The organism is Acuticoccus kalidii (assembly GCF_021556395.1).
GTDB classification, from domain to species: domain Bacteria; phylum Pseudomonadota; class Alphaproteobacteria; order Rhizobiales; family Amorphaceae; genus Acuticoccus; species Acuticoccus kalidii.
Genome location: NZ_JAKGCS010000005.1, coordinates 93,974 through 111,876 on the forward strand (window position 1 = coordinate 93,974; position 17,903 = coordinate 111,876).

Sequence of the window (17,903 nt, forward strand, 5' to 3'; positions counted from 1 at the left end):
GCGGTGTCAGTTGAATTCGCCGGGGCAGCCGCCGGTGTCTTCGTTGGTGACGCAGCCGTCATTGTCTTCGGCTTCGATCATCTCGTCTTCCGTCCGCTCCATGCCGCCGGCCTCGGTGCCTTCCTCGCCGACCTCGGCCGCCTCCTGCGCGATCGATTCGACGCCGGGCTCGGACGCCTGCGTCTCGGTCGGCGCCTCCATGATGCTCTTCGGAAGCGTTTCCTCGGCGCCGGCCCCGGCGAGCGAGAGAACGAGGATGCTGGCGGCGAGGGTGATGCTGCGGATCATACGAACTCCTATCGTCGGCCGTCGGCGCCTTCCGGCCCGCGTGCCGTGCGCTTCGACTGCCCCCGCTTTAGCGCATCAGGGCGGGCGGGCGAAACAGACAATCGCCGCCGTGTTTCGCCTCAGGCGATGGTGAAGTCGAGATCGAGGCTCGCAAGCAGCGCCCCGTTGCCGCCGGCGCGGACATGGCTCGCGATCGCGAGCGAATAGTCGCCGTCGGGCAGATCGCGGCCGTGGAAGAGGGGATCGCGGTCGCCGAAAAGGGCGAACGGGGCGACGTTCTCGACCTGCTCGTGCGCATAGGCCCCGTCGAGCTCGAAGACGACGCTTTCGGTGCGCGGATCGCCGCTGCGGACGAGAACGGACAGATTGCGCGTGCCGATCGTGTCGGCGTCGACCGTGTCGCCGTCTTGGAGGCGGGAGATGATCGTGTCGTTGTCGGCGTCGATCAGGAACACTCTGAGGTCGTTCTCGGGTGCCTCGCCTTCGCCGTTGGTGTCGCCGCCGCGTTCGACGGTGAAGGTGAGGCTCTCGCTGTGCTCGGTCCCGCCGCGTCCATCGTTGCGCGGGTGGAGCGAGAGATCGAGCGTATAGGCACCCTCGGCGAAATCGCGGCCGTGAATGAGGCTGCCGCGATCACCGAACAGGGCCCAGGGGGCGGCATTCTCGATCTGCTCGTGCGCCACCGGCCCGTCGAGGTTGAAGGCGATGCTGTCGGCGGTCGCGGCCAACGTCTCGTCGAGGATGGTGACGAGGACTGAAAGGTCGTGATCGGAGAACAGCGCGGGATCGACCGTCGCTCCGTCCGTCAGCGTGGCGATGGGCCGGTTGGTCTCGGTGTCGAAGAGGACGATGCGGAGCGGGCTCGGCGCCGGCTCCTCGGCCGGATCGGCGGCGACGAGCGTGAAGTCGAAATCGGCGAGGCCGAGAACGTCGCCTTCGCCCTGGAGCTCCGAATAGGCGGTGAGGTTGAGCGCGTAATCGCCCTCGCTGAAATAGCGGCCCCACAGATCGCTATAGCGGTCGCCGAACAGGCCCCATGGCTTGTAGTTCTCGATCTGCTCGTGCGCCATCGCGCCGCTGAGATCGAGGGTGAGGCTCGATGTCTCCCAGCGGGTCGCGGCGTTGGTCGGCGCGGCGAGGATCGACAATTTGGTGGTGTCGAGATTCTCCACCTCGATGACCGCGCCGTCGGTGATCGGGGCGATCACCGTGTCGGTATCGGCGTCGTAGAGGGTGAGCTTGAAGGGCGCCGCGTCCGGATCCTGCGTGACGTCGAACGGCTCGAAAGAGACGCCGCGATAATGCGCCGAGGTGCTGGTCTCGAAGGTCGGGGCGCCGAACTCGCTTTCGACACCGGCCCAGATGCTCATGAACATCTTGGCCGGCGAGTCCGGCACGGGAACGAGCGGATCGATCACCTCGTGAAGGAGCGTGTCGCCGGCATACCAGCGGATCGAATCCGGCAGCCATTCGATGGCGTAGGTCACGAAGGTTTCGGAGGCGTCGTAACCGAGCGCCACGTCCTCGTGGTAGGAGGAGCCGTTATAGTAGTAGCTCAGCCGGACATGGGTCGGATCGTTTCCGATGAACTCGAAGTCGATCTCGTTCCACATGTCACCGTAATATTCGCCGGTGTAGAGAAAGAAGGTTGAGAGGACGCCGGTTTCGCCGGAGGGTTTCATCTCGATTTCGTAGCGGCCGTATCCGAACTTGTCGTTGCTCTGGATCTCCGCCCCGGTAAACTCTTTCCCGTCGGTTTCTCTGCGCTCGAGAACGAGCTCGAACTCGCTGTCGTGCTGGATCGTGTTGCCATACGCCCAACTCGTGTTGATCCACGAATTTTCGTTGGTGTGGTTCGATCGATGCCAGTATTCGCTGCTGATCGTGTCGAAGGAATCGTAAAAAGGGTACGCGTCGTCGTCCATTCCCCGATGCTCCCGCTCGCTCGTGCATGTCTGCGCTGATGACGCCGTGAATGTCGTGGTATGGTTTCGTTTCGAGGCAACGAATTGGCGGCGAATACGAATGTCTGCCTTAGGACTTGGGCAGTTTGCGCAGTCTGGCGGCCAGTTTAACTAACATATGTTGACTTGCATCGCGGCGATTGCCGGATAAAGCGCCGATGGCCGATTTGCCACAGCCCCCAGTTGCCGTTGCCGCCGCGCAAACGAAAAGAGCCGGGCGAACCCGGCTCTTGCATCGTCGTGATGGGGTGGCGGCGTCAGCGGTAGCTGTCGCCCACCGTGGAGCGGGTCTGCGGCGGGTATTTCCGCTCTTCGGCGACGTTGATGGCGCGCATCGATTCGCTGCTCGCGCCCGCCCCGTGGACGGCCCGGAAGATCTTCTGCGCGGACCGGAAGTCGCCGGCATTCTGGTAGGCGTAGCCCTGCAGAAGCATCAGATCCTTCTGCAGCGGCGCAATCCGCGAGCGCTGGTCGAGATAATAGAGTGCCTCGACATAGCGGCCATCGCGATTGGCGGCGATTGCGCGCTGGGTGAGGATGCCGATCTGCAGCTCGGTCCGCCGCGCGCGGGACATCGGGGCGCTGGTCGCCGCGACCGCCGCCTCGTTGGTGTTGTTGGTGGCGATCGCCGCGAGCGCGGAGCCATAGGCTGCGTCGGCGGCCTGGTTGCTGCCGATGCGAGACTTCACGCGGGCGAGCTGGAAGGCCTGCGCCGCCTCGACCGGCCGTTCGAGCTGGAGGAGGCAGTAGCCGCGCGCCGCAGCGTCGGCCGCCGAAAGGCGCCCGGACCGGATCGACGCATCGGTGATGGCGACGCAAGATCCGTAATTCCGGCTCGCGAGCGCCGACTGAGCCGACGAACCGCCGCCGCCGCCGCTGCTGCGCGTCCTCGTCGTGCGGGGGCGCTCCACGATGCGATAGACATCCTCGTCGACCGTCGTCGGCAGGCCCTGGCGCACGCGGCGCTGGACGGTGGCGCCGCCGGTATCGACCGCGCGATTGCCGCCGGTGACGACCGTGGTGCGCCGCTCGATCGGCCGTGCGGTGCTCGGCGCGGTCGGCGTCGTTCCGTAGCGGGCGGCATTCTCGGCCGCCCGTTCGCGCAGGACGCGATCCTCCAGCGACTCGCCGCCATAATTCGGGCTCGCCGTGTTGGGGACGGCCTGGCGGACCGGACCCGTCGGGACCGGCAGCGGCGGCGTCTGCGCCTGGATGAGGAGGCTGCTCGGCTCCTGGGGCTCCGGCCGGATCACGACGGAGCGACGCGGGATCTCCGGCCGCTCCATGCCGTCCGGCCGCGAGGCGAGGGCGCGAACCTGAACCGGAACGGCCGTCAGCGAGCCCGCCTCGGTGGTCATCAGGTCGCCCGAGGCGCGCTGCTGCTCGACGAGGAGGCGGCGCAGGCGCTCCCGCTCGGCGGGATCGCACACCACGGAGGAAACGCCCACCTGCGCCGTCGGATCGTCAGGCGCGCCGGTGACGGGATCGATCGGCGCGATGTCCTCGCCCGTCGCGAGCCCGTTCACCGACGGGTAGAGCGACCCCCACTCGGCCACCACCTCGCTGAAGCCGGCCTGGTCGCCGAGACGAAGGCGGGTGAGGGCGAGGCCGTAGATCGCGGCTTCGGTCGGCACCCAGTTCGCCGAAGTGATGAACCACTCTTCGGCGATGATGAATTGGCAGGTGTTGAAGGCGTACCAGCCGAGCGCCTGGGCGCCGTTGGCGTCACGCTGATTGATGACGACCGGCACGAAGCGGTCGACCGACGACTGCTCGACGTCGAGGATGGAGCGCTCGCCGAACTCGTCCGCCGTCAGGATCGTGGCGAGGGCATCGAGATAGGCCTCCATCAGCTCCGGCGTCTGCTCGCGCCACTGATAGGCGACCTCGCGGGCGAGCGCTTCGTCATCGCGGTTTCCGGTGGCGCGGAGGGCCACGATATAGCCCTCGGCCGCGTCCGAGCCGAGCCCGTTGTCGAGCGCGAAGCGGAACCACTGCGCCGCCTCGGAGGGATTGCCCTGCCGGTAGAGGTAAAAGCCGACGAGCATCGCATCCTGCAGATCCTGCCCGGTGCGGGCATGATCGGCGAGGAGCTGGAGCCATTCGGCGGGGACGATCACGCCCTCGATCTCGCCGCCGCGTGCGACGGCGCCGCGGATGATGTCGAGCCGCGCGTTGGTGAATTCGTTCTGCCCGTCGGGCCCGGTCTGGCCGAGCTCGAAGAGTTCGGTCACATAGGTCGGGTCGAGCTGGGCGGCGGCCTTCTGAAGGCTCGCCCCGCGCACGGCCTGATCGGTGCAGGTGTTGACGATATAGGCATAGACGTCGAACCCGCGCTGCGGACGGCCGGTCTGGGCGAACGCCTCGGCGACGCGCCAGAGCGAATCGACATCGTCGCAGGTGAGGATCCGCTCGTTGCTCTCGGCGAGCGACAGGACTTCGCGGAAATTGCGTGCATTGCTCGCCGTGAGCAGCTCTTCGCGGACGCCGGCGAGGTCGATGAGATCGGTGAGCCGCGCAGGCGGCGTCCAGGACGGATCGCGCTGACGCCGTTCGGCGATCGCGGCGCGGGCCTCCTCATAGCGCTGCTCGCCGACGAGATCGTACATGCGCTGCAGCTCGGTATCCTCCCCCTGCGGGTCGAGGAGATCCCGCGGAGGCTGCCAGCCCGGATAGAGCGCGCGCAACCGGCGCAGCTCCGCCTCGAGCCGGTCGACGTCGCCCTCGCGTGCGAAATAACGCAGCGCCGCGCGATCGGCCTCGGAGGGGACGGATGCATCCGACGACTGGCGTTGCTGCAGGGCCTCCTGCGCGTCCGCCGTGCCGAGAAGGCGGCCGGTGATCGCCGACCACGGGCCGACATCGAAGACGAAGCCGACCATCAGCGCGGCGGTGACGCCGAGGACCACCGGCTTGATGGGAGAGGTCGCGCCCGACGGGATCGTGCGGGCGTGCCGGCCGGCGGCCCGGGCGAGGCGGCGGGCGCCATCTTCCACGGAGAACGGTTCTTTTGGGCGCAAGGCGAGAGGCGGTTTGATCTCGTGGGCTTCAATCGAGTGTTTCACCATTCGCTCCTCGCGAAGCTGTCCGAGTCTTGCGCGCGACCGAATGCGAAGTCGAAATCACGAGACGTCGTTGGATGTATGCGCACGAGTCTGAATCAACACAGTTAATGAATGGTAAGTCGCACCGGTACGCGGCACGTTTGTCCACCCGCATGCTGGTGCCGTCGAAGGCCCGGTGCGTGCGGTCGTCGATCATCTGAACGCCCCGCGGACCGACGCGGCCGCGAGACGTGTTGGTGAGCGCTGAAGCGGTGAAGCCTCAGCGTTTGTTGCGCCGTCCAAGCGGGGTCACGAACACCCATGTGATGAACCCGAGGAAGATGCCGACGGCGACGAGCGCGATGGCGTAGACGCCGTTATTGATCGAAAACCAGTTTGCCGCGATGAGGCGGAGATTGCCGAAGGACAGCGGCAGCGTCGCGAGATAGGAGACCTGATCGACCGGCACGACTTCGACCGAATTGCTTTCGAGGTCGTAAGCGGTGATGCGCCCGCCGATTCGGTCCCACATATCGGGCGAGGAAATCGCCGCCATCGACGTCGACAGGAGCGCCGGGGAGGGCGCTGTGACGAGCGTCCATGCGGTCTGCGGATTGTCGGGCGCCTGGCCTTGCGCCATCACGAGCGAGGCGTTTTCCGAGATCATCGGCGCGGCCATGCCGAGCGCGTCCTCGTTGCGGCCGAACGTGATGTTGAGCTTGATCGCCTCGCGCACCTTGTTTTTGGCCTGGTTGATCCAGCGGGACACGCCGGAGCCCTGGCCGAGCTTCTCGGCCCAGCGCTCGCGGGTGCGCAGCGTCTCGTTGCGCTGGTCGAGCGCCCGTTGCTGCTCGGCCGGGTCCTGCGGCTCGGCGGCATCGCGGTCGAGGCGGATCTCTTCCTGGCGAAGCTGTTGGCGCAAGCGGCGCAGGACGTCGTCATAGCGTTCGAGGCCTTCCGGCTCCGCGCCGCTCCCGACGCTGCCGGCCGCATAGGGTTGCAGCCAGTTGGACGGAATGACGCGCGATGCGCCGGTCGCGTCGAGCGCGAGGTTCGACACGTCCGAGAGCGCGCCGACGACGATCATGCCGGCCGAACCGAACGGAGCGACCTCCTCGACGACATTGGTGCGCAGCGGCGCCCCGCGGCTCGCCGCGACGCGGGCGAGGAGGGTGCCGGTTGCGCCGATGGTGTCGTTCGACGGCCCGGCGACATGGACCCGGACCGGCTCGGCCGAGAGCGGATAGGGAAAGCCGTTGGTCGCGAAGGAGGCGAGGTTGGGAAGCTGGCCGATCCGCGCGAAGTTCGGGAAGACGAGGCGGGTCGACGAGAAGAGGGCGAAGCGATCGCGCTGCGGCACCGTCCCGCCTGGGAGGCAGGCGCGGTCGGACGGTGTGTTGAGGTCCGCGACGATCTCGATCTCGTTGATGCCGGGCCGGAAGCTCTGCATCGACAGGACGATGGGGAAGGAATCGAAGACCTCGCCCGCCGAAGAGGTGAAGCTGATCGCGGTCGACAGAACCCCGTTCACCGAGACGGTGAGGCGGCTGCCGGGCTCGACCTCGCTCGAATAGGCGGCGTCGAGGAGGAGCAGCGCCTCGCCATAGGCGGCGGCGTAGAAGTCCGGCGGCAGCGTCACCGAGAAGTGGGTGGTGAAGTGGCGGCCGGAGAAGTTGATCGTCTCGACACCCCCATCGCGGAGCGTCACCGTGTCGGCACCGTTCACCCGGACGCTGTCGGGCACCATCCAGGGCGGGATGGCGGCGATCGGGGATTGCTGCGTCTCGGCGAATTCGGGCGCGTCGAAGCGGGCGAGCGCGGCGTCGACATCGCGCTCGCCGGGGCCGGTGATCACGAGGGTCGGCCCGATCTCGGCATCGTCGACGAGCGCGGTCACGGGGCCGAGCGCGCCTTCGCGCGGCACGACGTTGGAGACGCCGCGGATGGCCTCGTAAGGGCCGATGATGATGTTGAGGATGCCGGGGGTCGCGACGGCACCGTCCATCGAGTTGACGACCTCGACGAGCGGCTGGGCGAAGCGACCGCGCAGCGAGGCCGATTGAACGGCGCGGAGCATCCGGTCGATATTGGTCGGGTTGCCGGCCTGCTCCTGGTAGATGCGCAGCCGCGTCGCGCCGTTGGTTCCGACGCCGACCGCGCCGAGATCGTTGATCCCGCTCAACGGGATGCGGCCGCCCTCGAAGGTGAAGCCGGTGAGACGGGTGTCGATCCGGGTCCACAGCTCGTAGGTCGCCTGGATCGAGCAGTCGATGCGGTGGCGCATGTCGGTCTCGATCCGCAGCGCATTCTCGCCGGGGCGCAGAAGCTGCGAGGAAACGGGCAGCGCGATCACCTTGGTCCGGTCCGGGCTGTCGATCGCGGTCTGCGCGATCTGGCGGCCGTTGAGATAGACGCGGAGGCGCGAGGCTTCGGGAAGGACGAGAACCGAATTGGTGAAGGCGATCGACAGCGTTCCCCCGCGCGCAGCCTCGGCTGCGGTGAGGAAGACGCTCCACGAGCGATAGTCGATCTCACCGTCGAGGCGGAGCGTGCGGAAGGGAACGATCGGCCGCTCGACGACCGAATCGATCCAATCCTGGTCATTCTCCACATTGACGCGCAGCTCGCGGACCTGGCTCGAATCCTCCTTGAGGACACGCTGCAACTCGCGCCGCTGCTCCTGGCTGATCGCGTCGAGGGGCAGGACATCGGGCGACGGCCGGCCGGCCGAGAGCGGCGAGGTCGTCGTCGATGGGCCGAAATATTCCTGTTCTTCGTCCACGACCTCGGTGGGCGGGGCGCGACCGTCGCCGTTGATGTCGAACGGGCGGGCGCCCGGGCGCGAGGTGCTGCTCGCCGGCGCGGTGTTGGTCGCACCGCCGCGGGGAAGCTGCGGCGGCGCCTCGCTGGCGTTCGCTCCGGCCGGGGACTGCCGGGCGGCGGGAGCCGCCGTGGCGCCGTCGAGGGAGAAGGAGAAGGGGGCGGGTTGCTGCTGGGCGACGGCCGGCAGCGCGAGGCCGAGGACCGCGGCCGAGAGCACCGTGGCGCCGAGAAGGCGGGAGGGACGCATGATCGCAATCCTCATCGGTCGGCTCGTGTATGCGTCGGGCGGGAGCTTGCACCGCCGTGCATCGCCGCAGCGGAGCCGCCGCCGGTGACGATGGCGTTGGGGTCCGCGCCGATGAAGCCGCCGCGTCGGGGTTGAGGCTGGGCCGGGCTCTGCGCCGCGGGCGTGTCGGCCTGTTTCGGGGCCGCCGCGGCGCGGCGAGGGCCCGCCGAGGTGAGGAGGTAGGACAACCCGCGCACCATCTGGAAGATCGCGAGCGAGATGAATTCGACCACCCCGCGAATGACGCCGACATCCTTACGGCGCGAGGCCTGGAAGCGGACCCATTCGTCCGAGTTCGCGAAGACGAGGTCGGCGACGAGCTCGTACTGGCGCGGATCGACCACCGCGAACTCGGAGCCGAGAGCGACGCCGCCTTCGTCACGCACCACCGAGCGGACCGTCAGCGGCAGCTCGTTGGAGGAGAGCGGCGCCATCGGCTGGAAGCGCATGATGATCTGCTCGCCCGGCTTGATCTGCCGCAGCACGTTCGCCGGCACGAGAACGCGCGCACCGGAAATCGAGACGTCGTCGATCTTCGCCGGGATCACGCGGTCGCCATAGATGATCTCGGCCGGCCGGTCGATCGCCACGCGCTGCGAGCTGCGAAGCTGCCGCCGCTCCGCGACGACGCCGAGCGCCGCGCCCATCAGAAGGATGTTGAAGAGATTCCACCCGCCGACGACGAGCGCGATATCCGCCGCGAAGGGCTGCGTGATGACACGATAGATCGTGGCGACGACGCCCGCGAGGAGCAGGAAGAAAATGAAGTAGAACGGGCCGCCAAGCTCGGAAATGCGCGATGTCCGGTTCGTCTCGCCCTTCGTCGTCACGCGGAATTTCGGCCGCCTCGGACTGAGCGTCACCGCGCCCAACGCGCGGATCAGGTAGACCGATTGGATCGTCTCATAGAGCTCGGAGACGAAGGGCCATCGCACCCGGCTCCACAGATAGTTCTGCAGCAGCAGGTTCACGAGGATGTAGGTGATCGTATAGGCGGCGAATTCGGCGCCCGACGCGTCGAAGATCGACAGGCCGAAGAAGAGATAGAAGAGCGGCGCGAAGAGGAAGATGAGCCGCGCGATCGGGAACAGCCAGTAGAACATCGACGACATGTAGCAAAGCCGCTGCGCCAAGCTGAGCCCGCCCTGGATCAACGGGTTCTTCAGGAACAGGATCTGCATCATGCCCTGACACCAGCGCGAGCGCTGGCCGATGAAGTTCGCGAACGTCTCGGGCTGAAGACCGGCGATCATCGGCCGGTCGACGAAGGCGGAGTTCCAGCCCTCGCGGTGCAGTTGGAGCGAGGTCTCGCAGTCCTCCGTCACCGAGGAACCGGCGAAGCCGCCGATTTCTTCGAGTGCGGAGCGGCGCAACACCGCGGCCGAACCGCAGAAGAAGCTCGCATTCCACTTGTCGAGACCCTTCTGGATCGCGCCGTAGAACATCTCGTTCTCCGACGGCATGCGGTTCCAGGTCTCGAGATTGTGCTCGAGCGGGTCGGGGTTGATGAAGAAGTGCGGCGTTTGCACCAGGAAGAGGCGCGGATCGTCGTAGAAATAGCCGAGTGTCTCGTTCAGAAAGTCGCGCGCGGGGGCGTGGTCGGCATCGAACACGGCGACGAACTCGCCCGTCGAATGGGCAAGGCCGTTGTTGAGGTTGCCGGCCTTCGCGTTGATGTTGGCCGAGCGCGTCAGATAGTTGACGCCGAGATCGCGGGCGAGCTGCTGGAGCTCGCGCCGGCGCTCCTGCGCCGTCGCCGCGACACGCGGATCGGCGCTCTCGGTCCGTTCGTCCGTCCCGCCATCGTCGAGGAGGAAGACGTTCAGCCGGTCGCGCGGATAGTCCATCTGTTTCGCCGCCGACAGCGTCGTCGCGAGGAGTTGCGGGCTTTCGTTGATCGTCGGCACATAGACGTCGACCGTCGGGCGAGGGGCGTCCCGCGTCAGCGTGCGCTTGGCCCGATTGAGCGGATCCGCGATCACGAACAGCGACAGGAACAGCATCATCACCGAATAGAATTCGGCGAAATAGAGCAAAATGCCGGGGATGAAGTTCTGCAGCTCGGAGACCGGCGGAATGGTCGTGAAGGTGCGCCAATAGAGATAGCGCAGCACCACGGCCGTCCCGAGGGCGAGGACGATGGCGCGGAAGGCGCCTTGCCGGTCGAACATCTTCAAAATCGCGATGATTACCACGATGATGAGAGACGTGACGAAGTGCGTGTCGAGGCTGACCGGCTGCGTCACCATAAAGAGGATCACCGCCACCGCGGCCAGCCAGAGCAGTAGAACCAAAAACCTCATGGCACCGTCCTCAATGAGACCCCGAGTCTGACAAAATTTGTCAAACTGTGGCCGCGTGGCGAATCAACGCCCGTCTGCATCCGCTGTGTATGCCACATTTCCGACAAATTCGGGCTCGTGCCTCATAGCAAGTTCTGCACCATGAGCCCATCCTGTCGCCAGAATGGTGACTACTGAATTCGCACGCGGCAATCAACGCGGCCGACTGCGCCAAAGCGCGCCCGCCTCGAATCGCACGCCAACCCTCCGACTAGGCTCGCGGGGGATGGTGAACGCGACGTTAATCGCAGCCTCTCAAGGATGGCCTTCCCGAGCCTCGCGGGCCTGCGTGGCGGTCATCCAACGGAGTTAACGTTAATCGTCGTCAAGGTTAACAAATGCTCAAGGATCGCCCGCCACTCTCGCGCGAGAGAAGCCGAATTGATTCGATTCGGCCATGCGTGCCGCCACACGTGCGGCGCGCCGAAGACCAATATGAGGCTGGATGCGATGATCCTGACTTTGCGAAAGGCGCACCAGACGATCGCGATCCTCATCTCGGCAGCCTTGGCCGGGTGCGGGTACAATGCCGGTGGCGTCAGAACGGCGACGCTCGGCAATTCCGTGCCCGTGACCGAGGCCTTCATGACACCCCCGCCGGGTGGGCCAGAGGTGATCGCCGTCGTCGAAAACCGTTATGCGAACGCGTTGGCGCAAGACATCATTCTCGATAATGGCTCGTCCGTTTCGGGCCAGAACGTCATCTATGTGCGGGCGTTCGGGCCGATGGGGCGGGATGCGGGTCAATCGACCCTCTCGACCGATCTGATGAACGTCACCGACATCCGCCAGGAGCTGAACGAGCGCTTTCCCGGCGTTCCGATGCGCGTGTCGGGACTTTATGCACAGAACCGTTATGGTCCGTTCAGCTACGCCACCGGCGGCTCGGGCAAGGCGACCTGCATCTATGCCTGGCAGCGCATCGCCGCCGATGCGCGCGTCTTCTCGTTCCAGCGTGGGGCGATCACCTGGCGCCTGCGGCTTTGCGAGAACAACACCGACGCCCGCAGCCTCCTCCTCCTCGCCTACGGTTTGACGATCAACGGCTACTTCATGTCGAAGACGTGGAACCCCTATGGCGACCCGCCGGAGCCCGATCCGCGGATCGGCCGGCCGGGGGAGACGATCCTGCCCGAACAGGTCGTCGATCCGACCGTGATTGCGCCGACATCCTATCGCGAGCCGCAGCGGACGACGATCAAGCGCCCGGCGCCGTCGCGCGCCTCGCGTCCGGCATCGGCGCCCGTGCCGGTGCGTCCGCAGGTGCTGAACGAGCCGGTCGAAGGCGCTGCCGTCGTCCCGCGGCCGGAGCAGACGGATCTGTCGGAACCCGCGGTCGGCACGTCGAACCTGCCGAGCAACTCGCCGGCTCCGCCGCCGACCTATACCGTGCCCTCGCCGTCGACCTCGCTGCGCCCGAGCGCGCCGCCCGCCTCGACGACGCCCACGGTGGCGCCGCCGCCGTCCGGCCCGCGTCTCGTGATGCCGCCGACCTCGGCGTCGGCGAGCCCCGCGGTGCGCGTCGTCAATATGCGCTGAGCCGGGATCAACCGTTCGCGGTTCTGTCCCGCGGGCCGTCGCGCCGGCGGGGCAACGACCAGCCCGCCTGTCGGGCTGCACCACTGGCGGTCGCGTCGCTCGATGAGGATGCGGCCGGCATCCACTGCCTCAAACTTGCCTCGGGGTCGCTGACTCCGGGGCCCTTTCTCGTCTCGGGCCCGGCTCGACCAGGGTGACGCCCCGTCGGCCACCCTTCACCCCATCGCCGCCGACAGGGCGTCGCGCATCCGATCGGGCCACGGCGTCGCCTGCCGCGTCGCGCGGTCGACGAGGACGTGGGTGAAGTGCGCGTCCGCCGCGGCCGAGGTCTCGGGTGCGGCCGGCGCCTCGAACAGGGCGACGTGCCACGTGGCGCTCGATAGGCCGATCCGGGCGACCTTGATCGCGATCTCGATATTTTGTGGAAAATGCAGCGGATGGTGGAAGCGACATCCCGTCTCCACCACGAGCGCGATGAACGGGCCGCTGTGAATGTCGATCCCCGCGCGGGCGATCATATAACGGTTTACCGCCGAATCGATCATCGTGTAGTAGGCCGCGTTGTTGACGTGGCCGTAGACGTCATTGTCGGCCCAACGGCTCGCGATCGTCTCGCACAGCGCATAATCGGCGCGGCGTGAGGGGACGGGATGGGACACCATCTGTCGCTCCTTGGACGATCCTCCGGCAGACTAAAGCACATCAACCGGACCGCTGGCGACGCCCGCGATAAGCCGGGCCTGGCCGCCGGCGTCAGCCGGCCGGCGTCTCGCGCGCCGATGCTGCCGCTCCGCCGAGCTGGGCGCGAATGAGACCGTCGAGCGTCGCGGTCGCGTCGGCCTCGACCGGCGCGGGGCGGGGGCGCCGCCGCGCCCGCCGCAGCGCGAAATAGCGGCCGAGAAGGCCCTTCACCGGACGGCCGCTCTGATCATCGACCACGCGTCCATCCGGTGTGACGCGGAGCGCGGGCGCGGGGTGCCAGTCCTCGGCGATCGCGTCCACCACATGCCGGGAGACGGACGATCCGCCTTGCTCGAGATCGCCGGCGACGAGGTCGAGCCGCGCGGTGTCGGCCGGACAGCCGGCGCCGAACGCGAGGGCGACGGGCGCGCCGGTCGTCCGGTAGTCCTCCATGCGCACGTTCGGTGGGGCGTCGATCGCGAGGTGGCTCGCGAAGGCCGGCCCGTCCGGTCGAAAGCGCTGCTGCAACTGGCGATAGGTCGTGAGGATGGCCGCCGTTCCGCCATCGGCGAGGCCCGCATGATGGATGCACGCCGGGTCGACGTCATCGCGGGTGGCGAGATAGACCAAGGCGGCGAAGGCGTCGGCGACGGCCATCGCCTCGGTGACGCGCACGCGGGCGAAGGCTCCCCGCGCCCGCCGCGCCGCGGCGGTGTCGACGATGAGCGCGATCGCCCCGGTCCGCGTCGCGCGCCGTGCGCATCGTTCGGCCGCTTCGGTCCGACCGCCGGCGCTGATCACGAGCGCCGGGCAACGGCCATCGACCGACTGCGGCCGATAGAGCCGCGTCTCGATCGCCTCGGCGCGAGCGGGGTCGGCGGGGCCGAACGGGCTCGCGGTGACGAGCTGGACGCGCTGAAAGGGGGTCTTGGTCATCGCTCGCCGCGTCTTCGAGGGCAGAAGTCAGACGCGTTCCTGAGCGGAATGGCGCGCCGCGAGCCTCAATAGATCATCCCGCACGCCGTTGGCGAGCGCGACGCGGGGCACTTTGTTCTGTCCGCCGAGCTTGCCGCGCTCGCGCATCCAGTCGGTGAACGCGCCATGCGGGACGAAGGCGACGCGCGGCGGTTTGAGCTGATAGTCGTTCCGCCGGTGGACTTCATAGTCCTCGTTGCCGCTCTGAAGTGTCTCGTCGAGCACCGCGGCAAATCGCGCGGCGGCGTCCGCATCGGGCACCGTGTCGAGTTCGACGACATATTGATGGCCGCCGGCATGGTCGCCCGCTTCGGGATAGATCGGAGCGACGGAGAACTCGGTGACATGACGCCCGATCGCTTGGGCGGCGGCGAGGACGGCGCGCTCGATCTCCTGGCCGGAGACGTGCTCACCGAAGGCACTGAGATAATAGGACGTGCGGCCCGTCACCTTCACCCGCGGCGGCTCGCCGGGCAGAAGCTCCACGACATCGCCGAGCCGATAGGCCCAGAGCCCGGCGCAGGTCGACAGCACGAGGCCATATTCGCCCGCCGGCGCGTTTCCGATCCAATAGCGGGTCGGGTTCTCCGCCTCCCATTCGGCGATCGGCACGAACTCGAAGAACAGCCCGATATCGAGATTGAGGCGCATCCCGTCGTCCATGCCGCGATCGGCGCTCGCCACGAAGCCCTCGCTCGCCGAATAGACTTCCCGCCAGTCGACCCCGCCGCGCGGAAACCAGGTCTCGAAAATGTCCCGATAGGGGGCGAAGCTCATGCCGCCATAGACCATCAGATCGAGCTCAGGATAGAAGGCCGACACATCGTGCCCGCGGCCGGTGATCTCGGCGAGGCGCTCGAAAAAGAGGAGCAGCCAGCTCGGCGTCCCGGCGATGCAGTGGATCGGCTCCTTGACCGAAAGGCGCGCGAGTCGGTCGATCTTGTTCTCCCAATCCGCTTCCAGCGCCTCCTCGATGGACGGGAAGACGAACGGCGTCGACCAGCGCGGATTTTCGAGCCGCGCGATGCCCGACAGATCGCCCGATTTCACCCCGTGGCCGAGATCCTCCATCGCGACAGAGCCGCCGAGCATGAAGCTCTTGCCGCCGAGCACCTTGGAATGGGGATGGAGGCGGGCATGATAGCCGAGCATGTCCGTCCCGGCGCGCGCGTTGGAGCGCAGCATCTCGCGGGAGATCGGAATGTGCTTGGTGCGCCCGCTCGACGTTCCCGACGAGGCCGCAAAATAGGGAATACGCCCCGGCCAGGTGAGATCTTCGAGCACCGGGAAGGCGGCGTCGAAATAATCGGCGCGGAAATCCTCGAAGGAGCGCAGCGGGACGCGGGTTTGATAATCGGCAACGCTCTCGATCGCGCCGAAATCGTGGTCGCGGCCGAATTGGGTCCCGCGTGCGCGATGAACGAGGGAAAGCAGCTGCGATTCCTGCAGCGAGGCGGCGCTGTGGCGCGCAAGGCGGCGTTGGCGCAGCCGGGCATAGCCGCGCAGAAAGGGCGTCGCATCGAGCATTCTAGGCCGCCTCGACCGGGGTGATCGGGGTGACGTAGGGGAAGGCGCTCGCGACGCTCTCCGGCCGCAGCGGAAGGCGGATCTGTTCGCCGCGCCGCCAATGGCCGACCTGGTCGAACATCGTGCGCGAGCCGGGCCAGCCGTCCTGACCGCCGAGGAGGACGGCATAGGTCTCGTCGATATCGGCGAGATCGGCGCAGAACCGGGCGTTCGCGCCGAAATTGGTCGAATGCACCTTCTGGGTGAAGGGATGCATCGACTTCATCAAAGTGTCGTTCGTTCCGCCCGAGGGGAAGTCGAGCGCGGGAAGGCGGGTCTTCAGCCACGGGATGCGGGTGAGCGGGTGGGCAAGGCGCAGCCGGTGGAGCGAGCCCCAGGTGCCGGTCTTCGCGAACGGGGCCTCCGCCGCGTCGAGCGCCTCGCCGAGCGCGGCTTCGAGGTCGGCCTCCGTCGCGGCGTCGACGAGGCGCGTGAGGCGGGAGAACGGCCGCCAATAGGGGCTGACGATGCGGTGGGGCGAGCGCGCTTCGAGCCCGTCGATCAGCGGCGCGGCGAAGAGCTCGAAGGCGAGGGCGCCGCGCGAGTCGGCGCGATATTGCCCGTCCCAGCTCTTGATCGCGTCGAGGACGGGGCCGGTCCGGCCGATCCCTTCGGCGATCCCCACGAGGCGCCTTGCGAGCGTGTCCGCCGCCTTGTGGTAGACGTCGAGCTGAAAGCCCTTGAGATCGTCGAGCGTGAGATCCGTCCGCGCCGACAACAATTCGACGATCCGGCGGATCCGGTGCTCGGCCGCGAAGAAGAGGCTGATCGTGACCGGCGGATCGACGGGCGCCTCGTTGGCGGAGGCGACGAAACCCTCCTCCGGGTCGACCGATTGGGGCAAATCCTTGCCGGTGAGGAGGTTCGCCCACTGGGTGTGCGCGTCCGCCTTGCTGATGACGAGATCGGCCGGCGTCGTCAGCGGCCGGCGCGGCACGTGCGCGCCGATCATCTTGCCGATCGTCCCGTCGGTTCCGGCCCAGATCATGTTGAGGCCGGGCAGGGCATAGGCGTCGACCGCATCCTCGAAGGCCGGCCAGTCGTGCGCGCGCATCATCGCATAAAAGGGCGTGAACTCGTCGCTCGGCTTGTGGCCGAGCCAGTGGAGCGCAACGGTGTCGGACTTCATGCGGAACGGCTTGGCGTCGCTGATCACCGGGCCGAGCTCGGACTGACGGGTCGTCACCGTCCTCGGCGATTTGCCGCGCACCGCGATCGTGGTCTCCCGCTCCTCGAGCGTCTCGCCGGTGAGGTCGATCAGCTCCGAGGAGGTGGCGTGCAGGTTCGTCCCGCCCCATGCGCCGTACGCGTTGCGGCCGACGCCGAAGATCGGCAACGCCGGGATCATGAAGCCCCAGACCGAGACGGCCGGCGTCCGCATCCCGGCGATGAGCCACAGATTGGGAGTGGTGATGATGTGATGGGGGTCGGACGCGAGAAGCGGCGCGCCGGATTTGGTGCGGCGTCCGGCGACGGCATAGGCGTTCGAGCCGGTGTGCGTGAAGGTGGTCGGCAGCGCCTCGTCGAGCGCTTCGGCGCCGACCGGAATATCCTCGTCCGCCACCGCCGCGACGCCGACGAGATCGGCCCACATGCGCGTCCATTCCTCGTGCTCGCGCAGCGGGTTGAGCGTGCGCCACACGCGCCAGGCATAATCGGCCGAGCAGAGCCGCGAGACGGCGAAGATGTCGCCGACGGTCCACGGGTCCGGGGTGATCCCGAGGATGTCGAACTCCGGCGGGAGGGGCTGGGCCTCGGCCGCCGCGGTGATTCCAGCGGCAAAGCCTTCGGCCCAGGCGCGCGTCTCGTCGGGGAGGAGAGCGAGGGAGGCCTCGCTCGCGCGCGGGAAATCGACGAGACGCAGCAAGGTGTCGAGTTCGACCGCCGGCTCGCCCACCACCTCGGCGAGGCGGCCATAGGCGACACGGCGCATCAGCTCCGTCTGCGCGAGCCGCAAATGTCCGTGCACGATGCCGAGTCCGACGGCGCCGTCATGCTCCGTCGTCGCCTCGACGAAGGGCACGTGATGATCGTTCCAGCGGATGCTGATCGGGGCTGAGACCGGGGCGGCCTTCGGCACCATCGCGAGCCGATCCTCGGCGGCGAGTTCGGGGAAGCGCCGCCCGATCGAGCGACGCAGCACCGAGGCGGCAAGCCCTGCGAGGCCGAACGCCTGGCGGGTTTGGTGTCCAATCGCGGACGGAGACAGAGAGACCATGACCTGCGACCAACGGAGCTGAGAGCCTGCGAGTTCCCGCACCGATCCACGCTTCGTGTGGAACGGTGCGATCCGCGAACGTGCCCGTCGGCCGCGGCGGATAGGGGACATGTGATGTCGCGGTGCCGCGTTCAAAGTGGGTGCGGCCATTGCGCCCCGCGATCGCGGTCGCCGTCC

General features: G+C 67.5%; 10 protein-coding genes. 1 reads left to right on the forward strand and 9 read right to left on the reverse strand.

Features of this window, described 5'->3' with window-relative positions; all coding sequences use genetic code 11:
- Positions 1-6: 6 nt before the first annotated feature.
- From L1787_RS00705 to bcsA, 5 genes are all read right to left on the reverse strand, one after another.
- Complete coding sequence (locus tag L1787_RS00705) at positions 7-288, reverse strand: hypothetical protein (protein ID WP_235706548.1); 282 nt, start codon at positions 286-288, stop codon at positions 7-9.
- 119 nt (positions 289-407) lie between these two features.
- Positions 408-2,213 (reverse strand): family 16 glycosylhydrolase, encoded by a 1,806-nt coding sequence (locus L1787_RS00710; RefSeq protein ID WP_235706549.1) that lies wholly within the window; start codon positions 2,211-2,213, stop codon positions 408-410.
- A 296-nt stretch (positions 2,214-2,509) separates the two neighbouring features.
- The gene (locus L1787_RS00715) at positions 2,510-5,248 is read right to left on the reverse strand and encodes a hypothetical protein (RefSeq protein ID WP_235706550.1); all 2,739 of its coding nucleotides are present in this window, start codon (positions 5,246-5,248) and stop codon (positions 2,510-2,512) included.
- 328 nt (positions 5,249-5,576) lie between these two features.
- On the reverse strand, positions 5,577-8,381 hold the full coding sequence (locus L1787_RS00720; RefSeq protein ID WP_235706551.1) for a cellulose biosynthesis cyclic di-GMP-binding regulatory protein BcsB: 2,805 nt from the start codon (positions 8,379-8,381) through the stop codon (positions 5,577-5,579).
- Positions 8,378-10,708, reverse strand: coding sequence for a UDP-forming cellulose synthase catalytic subunit (bcsA, locus tag L1787_RS00725; protein WP_235706552.1), 2,331 nt, complete (start codon positions 10,706-10,708; stop codon positions 8,378-8,380). Before bcsA ends, L1787_RS00720 begins: the two co-directional genes overlap by 4 nt.
- A 474-nt stretch (positions 10,709-11,182) precedes the next feature.
- Here bcsA and bcsN point away from each other — a divergent pair, with 474 nt between their 5' ends.
- A complete protein-coding gene (gene bcsN / locus L1787_RS00730; RefSeq protein WP_235706553.1) occupies positions 11,183-12,286 on the forward strand; it encodes a cellulose biosynthesis protein BcsN in 1,104 nt (367 codons plus the stop codon).
- A 215-nt stretch (positions 12,287-12,501) separates the two neighbouring features.
- On the opposite strand, the gene L1787_RS00735 is transcribed toward bcsN, so the two are convergent.
- The 4 genes from L1787_RS00735 to L1787_RS00750 all read right to left on the reverse strand — a co-directional run bounded on the left by L1787_RS00735 (position 12,502) and on the right by L1787_RS00750 (position 17,726).
- On the reverse strand, positions 12,502-12,948 hold the full coding sequence (locus L1787_RS00735) for an acyl-CoA thioesterase (protein ID WP_235706554.1): 447 nt from the start codon (positions 12,946-12,948) through the stop codon (positions 12,502-12,504).
- A gap of 91 nt (positions 12,949-13,039) precedes the next feature.
- Complete coding sequence (locus L1787_RS00740) at positions 13,040-13,903, reverse strand: hypothetical protein (RefSeq protein ID WP_235706555.1); 864 nt, start codon at positions 13,901-13,903, stop codon at positions 13,040-13,042.
- A 27-nt stretch (positions 13,904-13,930) separates the two neighbouring features.
- Positions 13,931-15,469, reverse strand: a complete 1,539-nt coding sequence (locus L1787_RS00745; protein ID WP_235706556.1) for a GH3 family acyl-acid amido synthetase — start codon at positions 15,467-15,469, stop codon at positions 13,931-13,933.
- A gap of 1 nt (position 15,470) precedes the next feature.
- Positions 15,471-17,726, reverse strand: coding sequence for a penicillin acylase family protein (locus L1787_RS00750; RefSeq protein ID WP_235706557.1), 2,256 nt, complete (start codon positions 17,724-17,726; stop codon positions 15,471-15,473).
- Between the last annotated feature and the right edge of the window lie 177 nt (positions 17,727-17,903).

Excerpts from the sequence above, each read along its gene's own strand:
- L1787_RS00710 (WP_235706549.1), bottom strand. The coding sequence starts at position 2,213 with ATGGACGACGACGCGTACCCTTTTTACGATTCCTTCGACACGATCAGC.
- L1787_RS00745 (WP_235706556.1), bottom strand. The coding sequence starts at position 15,469 with ATGCTCGATGCGACGCCCTTTCTGCGCGGCTATGCCCGGCTGCGCCAA.
- L1787_RS00750 (WP_235706557.1), bottom strand. The coding sequence starts at position 17,726 with ATGGTCTCTCTGTCTCCGTCCGCGATTGGACACCAAACCCGCCAGGCG.
- bcsN (WP_235706553.1), top strand. The coding sequence starts at position 11,183 with ATGAGGCTGGATGCGATGATCCTGACTTTGCGAAAGGCGCACCAGACG.
- L1787_RS00720 (WP_235706551.1), bottom strand. The coding sequence starts at position 8,381 with ATGAGGATTGCGATCATGCGTCCCTCCCGCCTTCTCGGCGCCACGGTG.
- L1787_RS00740 (WP_235706555.1), bottom strand. The coding sequence starts at position 13,903 with ATGACCAAGACCCCCTTTCAGCGCGTCCAGCTCGTCACCGCGAGCCCG.
- bcsA (WP_235706552.1), bottom strand. The coding sequence starts at position 10,708 with ATGAGGTTTTTGGTTCTACTGCTCTGGCTGGCCGCGGTGGCGGTGATC.
- L1787_RS00735 (WP_235706554.1), bottom strand. The coding sequence starts at position 12,948 with ATGGTGTCCCATCCCGTCCCCTCACGCCGCGCCGATTATGCGCTGTGC.
- L1787_RS00705 (WP_235706548.1), bottom strand. The coding sequence starts at position 288 with ATGATCCGCAGCATCACCCTCGCCGCCAGCATCCTCGTTCTCTCGCTC.